Here is a 15,111-nt window from a genome sequence, read left to right as displayed (position 1 = left end):
TTTTCTCACCCGGTCCTTTATTTTATGTTTTTTGCTTGTTCTTACTTGTTTTTACTTTTCTCTTTTCTCTTGTCCTATTTTTTACGCTCCCATTGTTCATTCCCTGTGGGGTGCACAGAGTTCCCCGTTGTTGTACATGTCCAGTATCGTGTACAGGTACTCACCCTGTTCTGCCAGTGGCTCTCCTTCTTCTACTTTCCAGGCGTCTTCCTTTGCCTTCACCCCGCTGCTCACTGGACCGTACTTTTCCATCCATTCATCTGCAGCAGCGACGACGTCGTCAATGCAGGAGTGCGTGTTGCCCGCAAAGATGTTCAGCTTGGTCGAAACAAGAGCCCTGAACATGGTATTGGTTTTGTCCCCGTCGGGAAGTTGCATGTACTCTATTGCTTCTTCTTTTGTGTAGGTCAATCCTCCGATCTCGATTTCATCCACAGGCCATGCCTCAGGATGGTTCTTCCAGTATCCGGGAGTTCCGGTTCCCGGTCCTTCGGTTCCGAAGTAGTGGCTCGGGTCAATGTCCGTTACTGGCATTTCTCCATAATACCCGGTGGCTGTACCGTTGTTTGCATACTGGCCTGCCACTGCAACGCCTGTCGCATTGAAGACCCAGTACTCTCCCGGTTCCAGAATGTCGTCCCCATTGCCCTTGCTGACAGGGTTAGTTATGGCTCCCTGAATGTCATCGCTTATGCTGATGGCTGTCAGGTTCACGTTCCCTGTGTTGGTGATATTATAGGTCCATTCTACTGCATCTCCCACCGAAACTTCGAGCCCGGTAGGCTCGTCGGCGTCAAATCCGTTTGTGGCTTTCTCGATGTCAATTTCAGGGGCTGCCCCGAAGTAGTGGCTCGGGTCAGTATCCGATACCTGCATGCCGTCATAGTTGCCTGTGGCTGTCCCGAGGTTCTCGTACTGTCCTGCAACTGCGACGCCGCTGGCTGTACAGGCCATGGATTCTCCGGGGGCAAGGGTGTCAGTGGGACAGTTGACCTCAACTCCCTGGCTGTCGGTCACAACAATGCCTGTCAGCTGCACGTTTCCTGTATTTGTCACTACATATTCCCAGTTTACGGTGTCTCCAACTGCGAGTACCGGTCCGGTGGGAGTGTCCGCATCTTCACCGTTCGTTGATTTTTCGATGTCGATTGCAGGCATTGGCTCAACATAGTAGTGGCTTGGGTCCTCGTCACTGACATTCATGCCTTCGTAGGTTCCCGTTACATTCCCTATGTTTGCGTATTGTCCAACTTCCGCCGTGCCGGTAGCAGTGCATGTCTCATTTTCTCCAGGCATCAGTTCGGGTATCGTGCATATCTCTCCGAGCTGGTCATCCTGTACAACTATTTCAGTCAGAGGCACGTTTCCTGTGTTTGTTACAACATATTCCCAGGTCACGGTGTCTCCCACTGCAAGTACCGGTCCTGTGGGAGTGTCTGCATCTTCACCGTTCGTTGATTTTTCGATGTCGATTACAGGCATTGGCTCAACATAGTAGTGGCTCGGGTCCTCGTCACTGACAGTCGTTCCGTCGTAGGCTCCCGTTGCATTTCCGATGTTTGCGTACTGCCCAACTTCAGCCGTGCCTGTAGCAGTGCATGTCTGGCTTTCACCCGGCATCAGTTCGGGTATCGTGCAAATCTCTCCGAGCTGGTCATCCTGTACAACTATTTCAGTCAGAGGCACGTTCCCTGTGTTTGTTACGACATATTCCCAGGTTACAGTGTCTCCCACTGCAAGTACCGGTCCTGTGGGCGTGTCCGCATCTTCACCATTCGTTGATTTTTCGATGTCAATTGCAGGCATTGGCTCAACATAGTAATGGCTCGGGTCTTCGTCACTGACAGTCGTTCCGTCGTAGGTTCCCGTTGCATTCCCGATGTTTGCGTACTGTCCGACTTCAGCCGTGCCTGTAGCATTGCATGTCTGGCTGTCTCCGGGCATCAGTTCGGGTATTATGCAGATGGATCCAAGTTTGTCATCAAGCACCTCTATGTCCATCAGAGGCACATTCCCTGTGTTTGTTACTACGTATTCCCAGTTCACGGTGTCTCCAACAGCAAGTATTGGTCCGGTGGGTGTGTCCGCATCTTCACCGTTGGTTGCTTTCTCGATGTCGATTGCAGGTGCTGCCCCGAAGTAGTGGCTCGGGTCTGTGTCTTCTACGGTGACATCTTCATAGACAGCTGTTGCATTCCCGAAGTTTTCGTACTGTCCAGGGGTTGCGTTTCCGTCCATGGTTAGGGTTTCCGTGGCTCCCACCGGGAGGACGGCTATTGTGCCCACGTATCCGAGCACATCGTCATAGACTTCAACGTTTGTCAGTTCCACGTTTCCTGTGTTGTTTACAATGTATTCCCAAGTAACCGGGGCTCCCACCATCACGAAGGGTCCTGTCGGTTCGTCAGCATCGTTCCCGTTGGTATGTTTCTCTATGTCGACTGCAGGTTCTGCCCCGAAGTAGTGGCTCGGGTCCGCGTCAGAAACGGTTGTTTGCCCGTATTCTCCGGTCGTAGTGCCCAGGTTCTCATACTGTCCAGGGATTGCCGTACCTGTGGCGTTACAGGTCATTGATTCTCCCGGGGCAAGTGTGTCAGTCGGGCAGCTTACTGTGACGCCCTGGTCATCGACAACTGCAACGTTTGCCAGGGGCACGTTTCCTGTGTTGGTCACCACATAGGTCCATTCCACAGTTCCGCCTGCCACGATCATGGGTCCGGGTGCTGCGTCTGCGTCCTCCCCGTTAGTGGCTTTCTCGATGTCAATTGCGGGGGTTGCCCCGAAGTAATGGCTCGGGTCTTCGTCTGACACCGGCATGTCTTCATAGTACCCTGTTGCATTACCAAGGTTTGCGTATTGGCCTGCTTCTGCCGTTCCGGTAGCTGTGCATGTTTGATTGTCGCCAGGCATCAGTTCGGGTATCGTGCATATCTCTCCGAGCCTGTCGTCCGTAACAACGATGTTAGTCAGCGGCACGTTCCCCATGTTTGTCACTACATATTCCCAGGTCACGGTGTCTCCCACTGTGAGTACCGGTCCTGTGGGCGTGTCCGCATCGTCACCGTTTGTTGACTTTTCGATGTCTATTGCAGGGACAGGCTCAACATAGTAGTGGCTTGGGTCTTCGTCCGATACCGGCATGTTTTCATAGTAACCGGTTGCGTTACCAAGGTTTGCGTACTGTCCGACTTCAGCTGTGCCTGTAGCAGTGCATGTCTCATTTTCTCCAGGCATCAGTTCGGTTATCGTACAAATTTCTCCGAGCCTGTCGTCCGTGACAACTATGTCAGTCAAAAGCACATTCCCTGTGTTTGTCACTACATATTCCCAGGTAACAGTGTCTCCAACAGCGAGTACTGGTCCTGTTGGCGTGTCTGCATCGTCCCCGTTAGTGGCTTTCTCTATGTCAATTGCAGGTGCTGCCCCGAAGTAGTGGCTCGGGTCCGTGTCTTCTACGGTAACATCTTCATAGACAGCTGTTGCATTCCCGAAGTTTTCGTACTGTCCCGGGGCTGCAATTCCGTCCATGGTAATTGTTTCCGTGGCTTCCACCGGGAGGACGGCTATTGTACCCACGTATCCGAGCACGTCGTCATAGACGTCAACGCTGGCCAGTTCCACGTTTCCTGTATTGCTTACGATGTATTCCCACGTAACCGGAGCCCCGGTCATTATTGCAGGTCCCGGTGCTTCATCGGCATCAAAGCCATTGGTGTGCTTTTCGATGTCAATTGCAGGTGCTGCCCCGAAGTAATGGCTCGGATCCTTATCCGATACCCGCATGTCTTCATAGTACCCGGTTACGGTTCCGAGGTTTGCATACTGTCCTTCTGTTGCAGTCCCTTCTGCCGTGCAGGTCATGGACTCTCCGGGTGCAAGGGTATCAGTCGGACAGCTGACCTCAACTCCCTGGCTGTCGGTCACAACAATACCTGTTAGCTGCACGTTCCCTGTGTTGGTTACGACGTACTCCCAGGTCACAGGCTCGCCAACCGGGATGTATGGGCCTGTGGGTTCATCGGCATCTTCACCGTTAGTGGATTTTTCAATTTCGATTGCAGGCGCTGCCCCAAAGTAGTGGCTTGGATCCGTGTCTGTTACTTCTGTTTGATCATAGTATCCGGTTGCCGTACCGTTGTTTGCATACTGTCCTACTGTTGCAGTCCCTGTTGCGGTACATGTCATTGATTCTCCCGGGGCAAGTGTGTCAGTCGGGCAGTTTACCGTGACTCCCTGGTCATCAACAACGTTAATGTTCTCCAGTGGTACGTTCCCTGTGTTTGTTACAAGGTACGTCCACTCGACTTCATTTCCAACCGGGATGTATGGGCCAGTGGGTTCATCGGCATCTTCTCCGTTAGTGGCTTTCTCGATGTCGATTGCAGGTGCTGCTTCGAATATTCCTGCGTCCCAGGTGGGATCGTTTTCTCCAGGTTCAAGGTTTGTGCAGGCTGCCTGTCCCGTTACGGGATCAGCATCGCTGTCCAGAGTGTCATCTGCACCCTGGTCCTGCGGGCTGAAGACATAGCCTGCCGGAAGCATGAACTCCACATGGTAGTTCCCGGGCACAACTTCGAAGTTATAGTAACCGTTTGAATCCGTGCTTGTGCTGGCAATTGGAGTCGTCCCGTCGCATTCGTAGAGGTTGACGGTTACTCCCGGGATTCCGGGTTCGTTTTCTTCCTGTATCCCGTCCATGTCCAGGTCATTCCAGACAAAGTCCCCTATGTTTGCCCTGAGCAGGTACACCCCGGCATCCAGTGTGAGGTCAGCTTCGCCCGACTCGAGCAATGTGCATGCGGTCTCTCCTGTTGCAGGGTCCGCATCGCTGTCAAGCGCGTCATCAGCTCCCTGGTCCTGCGGGCTGAAATCGTATCCTGCAGGAAGTGCAAACTCTACATAATATTCTCCGGGAGTAAGCCCTGTGAAAAGGTACATCCCGTTTGCATCCGTGGCCGTGGTGGCAAGAGGAGTTGTCCCTTCACATTCGTAGAGGTTTACGGTCACGCCTGCAATGCCCGGTTCGCCGTCATCCTGGATTCCGTCTTCGTCAAGGTCATCCCATACGAAGTCTCCGACGGAAGCCTGCCGGTAAAGGCCTGCGTCCCAGGTAAGGTCGTTTTCACCGGGCTCAAGGGTTGTGCACACGGTCTTTCCTGTTGTGGGGTCTGCGTCATTGTCGAGTGCATCGTCAGTCCCTTCGTCCTGATCTGTGAACTCGTAGCCTTCGGGGGCAATGAATTCTACATAGTAATCCCCGGGACCTGCTGTGAAGCCGTAGTATCCAGTGGCGTCTGTTGTGGTAGTTGTAACGAAGTTATCGGCACAGTCGTAGAGGTTAACGGTAACTCCGGGTATTCCCGGTTCTCCTTCATCCTGGAGACCGTTTCCGTTCAGGTCTTCCCACACAAAGTCGCTGATGGAGGCAAGTTTAATCGATGTTGGGAATCCTGGCAGGAAGTCTTCACCGATCCCCGCATCTTCAAAAGAACCCATAAAAGAGTTAACACTGAAACTGCTCGGGTCAGGATCGCTTCCTGAAGACACCGGCAGAGCGGAGATATTGAGGACGGTGAACTCGATATCCGGTGCTCCTGCAGATGGGCTTGCAAAGAGGCTTCCCGTGTTTGCAGGTAGCGGTGCAGCGAATTGGCCTGCCGGGGGTGTCAGGAAGAGGTTAGCGTGCTGGTTGACAGAGAACCCGGAGGTATCGGCCAGACCGGAAACACCGGCTATTGCATCATATGTTCCGTCTTCGTCGATATCAAGCATCAGTGCAAAGGACTCGGTACCTCCGAAGTCAGGATTATCATTACCTGTGATACCTGCCAACCATGCACTGGTGGCCCCAGGGTCACCGTCCCCGTCGACGTCACCTGCAATTACGTAGGTGTTCATCCCCACGTAAAGGGTATCTGTAGCAGGATCGTAAAACAGGCGGAGATCTTCCATATCATTTCCGCTTGTTGTCCCTGCAGGGGCTGCCGTGGGAACCCCTACATCTATTCCTCCCGGATCAGTAATAGTGAATATGCCTGTTCCGGTAAAGTCTGCCGGGACATCGCCCGTAAATCCCAACCCTGCAGCTGATGGCATACAGAGAAGGAGCGTTATCAAGAGTGTCAAATATGTTAGAGGCCTGATTTTTCTGGGCCTTTTTTGACGATAGCTTACGCTATTCGTGCGGTTCATTTTTCTTAAACCCCTCCGATTTTTTTACCACTAGTTCTCATAGATATGGGGGAGTTTCCGGGTTATCTTCTTTAAATTAATAATTAGTATCTGGTAAAAATACCCGATTTTTATTCTTCAGGTAATCGTAATTTTTGCTGAGATATATACTAAACCCGGAGCTTCATACAGTTTTATCTGTATTCGGCGTCTCCCCCAATCCTAATATTAATTTGTTTTGCAAGTATATAATATTTATTATATCAAAACCGTTTATTCTCTATTATTTATATTATTTGTATTATTTATTTAATTTTTTTGTTTAGATCATCTGAAAAATAATATAATAAACAGAATTTTATTTTTTAAAAACAAATGTAAATAAATTACTATTAATTATGTGCATGGAAATTCAGGGTGTAGTATAGGTCTTGATACGAAGGGGTGGGTTTGAAAGGCAGTCACCCAAAAAACATTCGCAAAAAAAGTCAATAAAAAACAGTTAATTAAAAACTTTCAGCTTCCCGTTTTCAAGCATTCCCATTCTTTCCGACATAAAGCTGACAACGGCTTCGTCATGGGAGATAAGGAGGTAGCCGATTCCCTGCTCAGCCTGAACCTTTTTCAACAGGTGGAGTATCTGGGCCTGGACCGAGACGTCAAGGGCTGAGGTCGGCTCGTCAAGTACAATGTATTCCGGTTCGAGCAGGAGGATCCTACCAAGGGCAAGGCGCTGGAGCTGGCCGCCTGAGAGCTGGGCCGGGTAGCGGGAAAGTACTTCTTCGGGGAGGCCTATGGTCTTTAGCATTTCTTTTGTGCGCCGGATACGCCCGGTTCCCGGGGTGTCGAGCAGCTTCAGGACTTCGAAAATCGAATGCTGAATCCGCTTCCTGGGGTTAAAGGCATCTGTAGGGTCCTGGAACATCATCTGGACGCGGCGGCGGAAAGTTGCGTATTCGACTTTTTTCATCCCGGAAAGCAGGCTCCCCTTGAAATGAATCGTACCCTCAGTGGGACTTTCAAGGCCTGCAATAATTCTTCCGAGCGTGCTCTTTCCTTCCCCTGAGGGGCCCATAAGCCCGAAGGTTTGCCCGGGTTCAAGTTCAAAAGATATGTCCCGGAAAATGCATTTCCCCCCTCCCAGCAGACCGGACCCGTATGTCTTTGAGAGGTTTTCGGCTTTCAGGGACACAAAAAACACCTCACTGCCCTTCCGTTGCTTTCCTTGAGTTCGGGACGTTCCTGCATGCAGCGTTTTTCCTTAAGAGGACATCTCGGATGGAACCTGCAGCCTGCAGGCGGGCTGCTGAGGGGCGGGGACGAACCGGGTATGGGCACAAATCCCCTTTCAGGCAGGCTGTTCAGGAGCCCCCGGGTATAGGGGTGGAGCGGGCTTTCAAAAAGGCTTGAAGGGTCAGCAATCTCGACGATTTCTCCTGCATACATTACGGCGACCCTGTCTGCAAGCCGCCGCACAAAACCGAGGTCGTGGCTTATCAGAAGCAGGGCTGTTTCACTTTTTTCTTTCAGTCCCTTCAGCTCGTTTTCCAGTTCGGCTACGCAGCCCCTGTCTAGCCCTTTGCTGGGTTCGTCTGCTATAAGGAGGACCGGGTCAAGCATGGTTGAAGCCGCAATCAAAAAGCGCTGGTTCATTCCGCCTGAACACCAGGAGGGGTAGTATCCCATGTATTCACGGGGATTTGAAAAACCCACTCGTTTAAGGGCTCTTGCGACTTTTGAGAGATTGGCATTATCCTGTTTTTTCTCTCGTTTTTCTCTCTTCTTCCCCTTTTCTTTTTTCTCTTCCTTTTCCTTCCATCCCATTTCCTGCTTATGAATTCGGAGGGGTTCTGCAAGCTGGTGCCCTATGGAATATACGGGATTTAAAGCAAGAGAAGGGTTCTGGAAAATAATGGAGATTTCTTTCCCCCTAAGCTTTGCCATCTCTTTTTCGCTCAGTTCGAGGAGGTTTTTGCTTCCGAATTCTATTCTCCCCTTAACTCTGGATTCCGGGGGTAGCAGACGCATAATCGCATGTGCGACAACAGATTTCCCACAGCCAGTCTCCCCTACGAGGGCCAGGGTTTCTTTTTCCCTGATAGAAATTGAAAGGCAGGAAACTGCGGTCACGGTTTCGTTTTCATTTTCTTCTTTATTCCCGTTTTTATTTTCTTTTTTATTCTCTGATTTATTCTCGTTTTTGTTCTTGGTTTCATTTCCCTGGAAAGAAACATTGAGGTCTTTTACTTCAAGCAGGGTGTTCATTCCGCATCCACTCCTCTTTTTTCTTTTTCTTTCTCTCTTCCTTCGAACCCGAACCCTATCAGTGCGATGGACATTACACAGAGTGTTATGCAGATCCCCGGAGGCAGGTACCACCACCACATTTCCCTGATAAAGCCACCTCTGGAAAAGGCAAAGGAAAGCATGATTCCCCAGCTTTTCATGCTTATGTCCCCGAGTCCCAGGAAGGAGAGTGAGGCTTCGGAAATCATTGCCGAAGCCGTCGCCAGCATGAACTTGGGGAGCAGGACGTGGAAGAGGTTCGGGAAGATGTCCGAGGTCATGATGTGAAATGAGGAAAAGCCCATGCATCGGGCACTTTTGACATAGCCTGATTCTCTTATCTGCAGGGTTTTTGAGCGGACAACCCTGGCAATTGACTCCCAGGAAAGCAGCCCCAGGACGAGGATCAGGATCCAGATGCTCGGGTGCAGGAAGGCTCCCAGGATTATTATCAGGGGGATTTTCGGGATTATCAGGACAACGTCGGTAAAGCCCATAAGCAGCTCGTCCGGCGTCCCCCTGAAATATCCTGAAAAAAGCCCTATCATGAGCCCTATTAAGGTTGAGATGCAGGCCGAGGCAAAGCCCACCATCATCGAGATTCTGGCCCCGTGAACCAGTTCCGAGAGTATGTCATTTCCGATATCGTTTGTCCCCAGAAGGTGGGCAGTTGATGGTGCTTCATAGGGAATGAAGCGTTCGGTCGGGGGGTAAGGGGCAAAAAGGGCGGGAAAAAGGGCAAGGATGAGGAAAAAAGTAAAGAGAAAAAGTCCTCCTCTATTGAATCTTTTCAGGTTTCTTTCATATTTCCGGAGATCAAGGTTTAAATTAAGGGATAGAAAATCTTTCCATTGCCGGGCACTTTCCAGGATGATATTTTTCTTGATGGCACTTTCCCGTATTTTGTTTTCCTGGATTTTGCTTTCCTGAATGGGGCTTTCCCCTATGTACGCTTCGTCCTGCATCATGCCGGCCTCCTGACTCTAGGGTCGGCAACTGCATACAGCAGGTCCGCAAGCATGTTTGCCAGCAGGACTGCAAGAGCTATTACCAGAAACGATCCCTGGAGGACCGGGTAATCCTTTCCGATTATTGCATCATAGATAAGGGTCCCCATGCCGTTTAAGGAGAAAACGATCTCGGTAAAAAGGGCTCCGCTGAAGAGAAACCCGAAATCAAGGGCAATCAAGGTAATGATCGGAAGGGAAGCATTCTTTATGACGTGCCTGAAAAGAATGGATATGTCATAGAGGCCCTTTGCCCGGGCGTAGAGGGCATAAAGCTGCCCTTTTTCCTGTATGACGCTTCCCCGCATTATCAGGAAGTTCCTGGAGGCGGAAAAGAGGGTCATCACGGTTACCGGCAAGAACATGTGGTGCATAACACTTTCCAGGGTCGGGACGTCATAAAAACCCTTGAAAGGAAAAAGCCCGAGTTTGAAGGCAAAGATCTCCAGGCAAAGCAGGGCAAGGAAGTAGGGTGGCGTGCAGGAAAGTGCAATAAATCCGCAGCATAAGAGGCGGTTTGCCTTCGTTTCGGGTTTCCAGCCCGCGTATGCCCCTAGCAGGGTTCCCAGGGCTGCTCCCAGGAGCACGGATACCCCCACAAAAAGGAGGGTCCAGCCAATCCTATCCCTCAATATCTCGGCAACGGGGCTGTGAAGGTGGTAGGAATAACCCAGGTCAAAGTGGAGGAGGTCTCCGATGTAAGCTGTAAACTGCTCGTAAAGCGGCCTGTCCAGCCCCATCTCGGCTCTCAGTTCCTCCATTACAGCCTCCGAAACGTAGACGTCCTCTCCTATAAGGTTCTTTACGGGGTCCCCCGGCATGAGCCTGGGGAGCGCAAAGTTGAGGGTGACTATGAGGAGAAAGGAGATCGCATATCTGAGCACTTTTTTTGCCACTTCACGCATTTTATCACCTTGCCGTTTTCAAATCTCCTTGCCTTTTTCAAATTGTTTTGTCGTTTTCAAGGTACTGTCATCTGGAAGTTGCACCTTCTTCATACTTGACCTCAGACCTGACTTCATACCTATACGCGTCAAAGAAGATGCAGCTATATGACAAAATAAAAAACATGGGGTCAGGCTCTGCCTCAGACCTCATGTACATTCACGAAGTTTTCCAGGTTATAGGTCCCATAGAGGGGGTCGGCATACCAGCCATCAAATTCCCGGTTGAACGGCGTTACCACGTTGTTCCAGTAGAGGGGAATTGCGGGCAGCTCTTCTGCATAGTAGTCCTGAAGCTCGTGGGCACAGGTTTCAAGCTCGGCAGGGTCCGTTGTTGCCAGGATCTCGTCGCAGAGTTCCAGGAACTCGGGGTCGTCCACGTTGTGCATGACTCCCTGCCCTGTCCTTCTGGAATCGAAGTAGCCGCTTCCCCAGCTTGCGTGCATCAGCATGCCCCAGGGGGTTGAACGGGTGACTGTCAGGTCATAGGCATAGCTGTCCTTGAGGGCAAACCAGGTGTCCTTATCGACTGTCCTCAGCTCAGCGGCAAGACCCACTTCTTCCAGGTATTCCTTGAGCAGTTCTCCTGTGCGGGTATAGTCAGTTCTTATCAGGATTTCAAGTTCGATGTCTTTCCCGTCTTTGCCTTCAAGGATGCCGTTTTCGTTGCTGTCTGCATATCCTGCTTTTTCCAGAGCCGCTCTCGCCTTTTCAGGGCTGTACTCAAGCTTTTCGGTTTCCTTGAAAGCTTCCATGGACGGGGGCACAAAGCCGCGGTTAGGGACGTCTCCGTACCCGAGGATCTCAAGCCTGACGAGCTCCTCGTAATTTATGGCGTAGGAAAGCGCGTCCCTGAATTCAAGGTCCGAGAGGGGGGCTTTCTTCAGGTTCGGGGCTAGGAAGACAAGTCCGATGTTTGTTTTTTCAAGGAAGTCGAAATTCCCGGTCTTTTCAAGCTGTTCGATGTTCGGGTAGGGGTAGGACCCTGCGTACTTGTAATATGTATCTGCATCCCCTTTTTCAAGGGCCAGGGTGGCGACATCCACATTCGAGTAATAATGGACCTCCACGTTTCCGAATGCCGGAGCTTTTCCTTTCCAGTACGGGTTTTTCTCGAAAACAAGTTTTCCGGCATTGAGGTCTATCAGTTTGAGATAGTAGGGCCCGCAGCCCACATAGGGACCTTCGTTTACGTATTCCATGGGGTTCTCTATTGATTCCCATACATGGGCGGGCAGGATATTATAGGTCGCAAATTCCAGGTTGATTCGGGTGTAAGGCTTGTTGAATTTGAGGGTCACGGAGTTGTCGGCATCCGAAACCGTAGAGCTTTCCAAAGTATCGTTGATCCACCTTGCCCAGGGGGTCTCTTTCCCGTAATAGCGGATGGAAAACTCCACGTCTTCAGGGGTTACCTTTTCCCCATCGCTCCAGTAAAGGTCGTCCCGGATGTAAAAGGTCCACTTTGTGTTATTTTCCGAAACCTCATAGCTTTCTGCAAGCTGCCCTACAAGGTGCCCGTCAGCATCCATTTTCATGAGGGGCGGGTTTGAGAGGTGGGCGAAAACCCCAAGGCTGGAATCCCCTATGAAGGATGCGGATTTTATCACGCTTGGGGTCGCTATTTTCAGGACCGAGCCATCGGATTCCGCAGCCTGCTCCAGGTATGAGGCTGCTGCTCCGGCAAGAAACTCCGCTTCAGGCAGTTCTCCTTCTCCTTCTTCTTCTCCCAGGTACAGGACTTTCATGTACAGGATGATGGCATCCGAAAGCTCAGCTTTTGATATCGAGAGGCTTTCTCCCGCATCCCCGGTTCCTGCTGCTCCCGCGGGAAGCACGTTTGCAACGAGCATGAGGATGAGTACGGTGAAGATCATTCCCTGTTTCAATCCCCGTTTTGGTTCTTGCCTCAACCCCTGCTTCAATCCTTTTTTTAATCTCTGTCTTACAGGTTGTTTGATCTCGTCTTTCATCTCACTGCCCCCTCTTTTTTCCGCGTCTCCCATTCCTCGCAACAACAAAAACAGCAGCCAGAACTCCGGCGATCACCGGAAGAATTCCCGCAGGGCTTTTTTCGGCTTCTGCTTTCTGATCTTCCGCAACTTTCGAATCGGGATCTACGGAAACTTCCGCAGCCCGGATCATACCTTCTTCCTGATTCAGGATGTCATTCCACCTGCCTTCGAAAGTCCCGCTTCCTGAGGCCGGGGCTTTTACCCTGTAGACAATTTTCCCGTCGTCAAGCACGGAAAAAACGAGGTCCTGCCCGGACACATCGACCCTTCCGTCTCCGGGATACTCTGTCTCAACGTAGGTGAAACCCTCGGGGATACTTTCCACGATTCCTGCAGCCCTGAGCCCGGAAATTGTGAGGGTAACGTCAAATTCCTCATTCGGCGCCGGATTTTCCGTTGAAAAACTTCTTGTTATACCGCTTTCCTCTGCAAGCGCAGGAAATGTGAGAAGTACAGTAAGTGAAATTATAAATGAAAAAATTATTACCGATCTTAAAATTCTTTTTTTCTCCATTTTATTACACCCGTTAATACTATATGTACAACAAATAGTCAAAAATAATACAAAAGTTCATCTTTTTATGTGTCTGAGTTTTAACAATTTCGTGATATAAACCTTTTGATTTTTTTGTTAAATATGTCCAAAAGCAGATTCATGGTTGACATTTGCACTTTTAAGGTGTAAATAATCCGGGAGAAAATAAGGGAAATTGTCACATCGAATGAAAATTAATTTTTACATTCAGGGATGCAAAAAAAGATTTCAAAATGAGACTTCCAGACCCAGTCTCAAAAATTATTCCAAATGAATTCGTAATAAAAGATTTCAAATAAGTTCTTCCTTATCTCTGTTTCCCCAGCTTAATACCCTGCTTCATGCTTTCCTGCATCTTCTTTGCCAGGGACTCTTCCGAGTGCAAATATAAGAATGCCGGGAGCCCGCTTTTTGATATAAAGTATAGGAGGTTTACGGTTGTCCGGTTGAGTTTGGGGGAGTGGTTTAAAATCCCGCTTGTGGAGACTTTTACCAGGGTGTCTATGGATTTTATCCCGGTAAGGAAGGATTTTCTTTCCTGTCTAGGGCTTTTTTCGAAGATCAGGTCTATCCATTCGTTCATCTCTTCTATCAAAGCCTCCCTGGTCAGGTCTTCAGGGACTATGTAATTTCTTCCTTTTTCGATATTCCCGAAAAATTCCCTGAAACTCTCTCCTTCTGCCAGGGTGTACACCTGCCCGAGCTTTCCGGTATGGGTGTCCGTGGTAGCTGCAACCCCTTTCCCGAACTTTTCCGCAAGGGCTATCGTAAGCTCGTTTTTCGGCTTCAGCTCGTGCATGTTGTACTCAAGCACGGGAAAGAGCTTTGCAAGCTCCATGACCGTTTCAGGATCCGGGTCCTGGTGGAAATCCGCCCAGAAAGGGTGGTTGTACAGGAAAGGCAGCTTGTGCTTTCTCAGGTAGCCCAGGAAGCTCTCCATATTCTGTTCCCTTTCCGCAATCTCCCTGAGTTCGATAAACTCTTCCCTGTCAAAGTCAAAGACGTTCACGTGTACCGTATGCCCTACCTTTTCGGGGTCGTACACCGTCATCTCAGCCCCCGTGACCAGCCTCTCCCGCTCCCAGCCCAGGGCATCGTACGCCCCCACAGTGTCGTGGTCGGTAAAAGTGATGAAGTCCAGCCCCATATCCAGGGCTTTTCGGTAGAGGTTCTCAGGCTTCAGGTCCTCTGCCGGCAGCACGTCAAAGGAACAGGTCGTGTGCACGTGCAGGTCCGCCCATTTCCAGCCCTCAGCCCTGAGCTCCGCTGCCCGCTCAGGTGAAATCATCTTGTCTCTGTAATTCCTTGCCTTACCCCCTAGGCATAGAATCCCGATTTTTTGGAATTATTTAATTACATTTTCATTTCTACCTTAATATATAGGCTTCTTTTCAGGGGTAAGTATTTTATTGAGTGTAGGGAAATATTCAGAGTTTGAATTTTGAGTTATAAGTTAGCTCTAAAGGTCGTTAAATATTAAAAGTACGTCTGAATTTATACTTCTTAAACATTGGGAGATTTTTTTGTGGGATTGCTAAATAAACTTGGAAAAATTGTAGATGTTATTCTGGAAGATGATTCTGAAGAGATTAGTCCAAAAGACGATTATATTGAGAAAATTCCAGAAGATGTTGCCGTAGAAAAAGGAAATCATTTCGAGAAGTATGTTGTAGACCTTTTTGATGACAAATATTATTCTATTGTGGAATGGACAACGGATATGGGAAGAAAACATGACCGTTATGTCGAGTCAGATACCCGGCCGGACCTTACAATGCGTTACATGCTGAAAGACGAATCCTTTTGTATCGAATGCAAATTCAGGTCTGATTTATACCAAGGTAAACTCCAGTGGTCCAACCCCCAGCAGTTAAAACGTTATCAGGCATTTTCCAGAGAAACCGGACTTCCTTTCTTTGTTGTTGTTGGATTGGGAGGGTCTGCTGAAAGGCCTGAAACAATGTTCTGTATCCCGCTTGAGGAAGCGAAATATCCGGGGCTTTATCCCAGTGTGTTTGAGAAGTTTGAGCGCGATCCGGAGAAGAAATTTTTCTGGAAAAACGGGGTTTTGAAGTAATTTTTCAGATCAGAACTTTGTTTTCTGTATTTCTATTTTCATTCCTTCTTTTCTTTTTTGAAAAGGATCGCCAGGC

The 15,111-nt window shown here is 49.6% G+C and carries 9 protein-coding genes; 1 reads left to right on the top strand and 8 read right to left on the bottom strand.

The annotated features are described in order from the left end of the window. Positions 1-96: 96 nt before the first annotated feature. From MSMTP_RS14955 to MSMTP_RS14920, 8 genes are all read right to left on the bottom strand, one after another. Entirely contained in the window at positions 97-6,078 is a 5,982-nt protein-coding gene (locus MSMTP_RS14955; protein WP_048181029.1) for an SdrD B-like domain-containing protein, read from the bottom strand. A 595-nt stretch (positions 6,079-6,673) separates the two neighbouring features. Further along, positions 6,674-7,363 (bottom strand): ABC transporter ATP-binding protein, encoded by a 690-nt coding sequence (locus MSMTP_RS14950; protein WP_231582813.1) that lies wholly within the window; start codon positions 7,361-7,363, stop codon positions 6,674-6,676. Then, positions 7,354-8,436, bottom strand: a complete 1,083-nt coding sequence (locus tag MSMTP_RS14945; RefSeq protein ID WP_082090652.1) for an ABC transporter ATP-binding protein — start codon at positions 8,434-8,436, stop codon at positions 7,354-7,356. Before MSMTP_RS14945 ends, MSMTP_RS14950 begins: the two co-directional genes overlap by 10 nt. Continuing rightward, positions 8,433-9,425, bottom strand: coding sequence for an ABC transporter permease (locus MSMTP_RS14940; protein ID WP_231582812.1), 993 nt, complete (start codon positions 9,423-9,425; stop codon positions 8,433-8,435). Before MSMTP_RS14940 ends, MSMTP_RS14945 begins: the two co-directional genes overlap by 4 nt. Beyond that, entirely contained in the window at positions 9,422-10,369 is a 948-nt protein-coding gene (locus MSMTP_RS14935; RefSeq protein WP_048181023.1) for an ABC transporter permease, read from the bottom strand. Before MSMTP_RS14935 ends, MSMTP_RS14940 begins: the two co-directional genes overlap by 4 nt. A gap of 182 nt (positions 10,370-10,551) precedes the next feature. Next, the gene (locus MSMTP_RS14930) at positions 10,552-12,414 is read right to left on the bottom strand and encodes an ABC transporter substrate-binding protein (protein WP_231582811.1); all 1,863 of its coding nucleotides are present in this window, start codon (positions 12,412-12,414) and stop codon (positions 10,552-10,554) included. Beyond that, positions 12,383-12,937, bottom strand: a complete 555-nt coding sequence (locus MSMTP_RS14925) for a hypothetical protein (protein WP_052718424.1) — start codon at positions 12,935-12,937, stop codon at positions 12,383-12,385. Before MSMTP_RS14925 ends, MSMTP_RS14930 begins: the two co-directional genes overlap by 32 nt. 328 nt (positions 12,938-13,265) lie before the next feature. Next, positions 13,266-14,246, bottom strand: a complete 981-nt coding sequence (locus tag MSMTP_RS14920) for a PHP domain-containing protein (protein WP_048181021.1) — start codon at positions 14,244-14,246, stop codon at positions 13,266-13,268. A gap of 237 nt (positions 14,247-14,483) precedes the next feature. On the opposite strand from MSMTP_RS14920, the gene MSMTP_RS14915 reads away from it, so the two are divergent. Next, positions 14,484-15,035, top strand: a complete 552-nt coding sequence (locus tag MSMTP_RS14915) for a hypothetical protein (RefSeq protein WP_048181019.1) — start codon at positions 14,484-14,486, stop codon at positions 15,033-15,035. Positions 15,036-15,111 lie beyond the last annotated feature (76 nt).

The organism is Methanosarcina sp. MTP4 (assembly GCF_000970045.1).
Lineage (GTDB): Archaea > Halobacteriota > Methanosarcinia > Methanosarcinales > Methanosarcinaceae > MTP4.
This window is presented reverse-complemented; position numbering and strand designations above follow the sequence as displayed.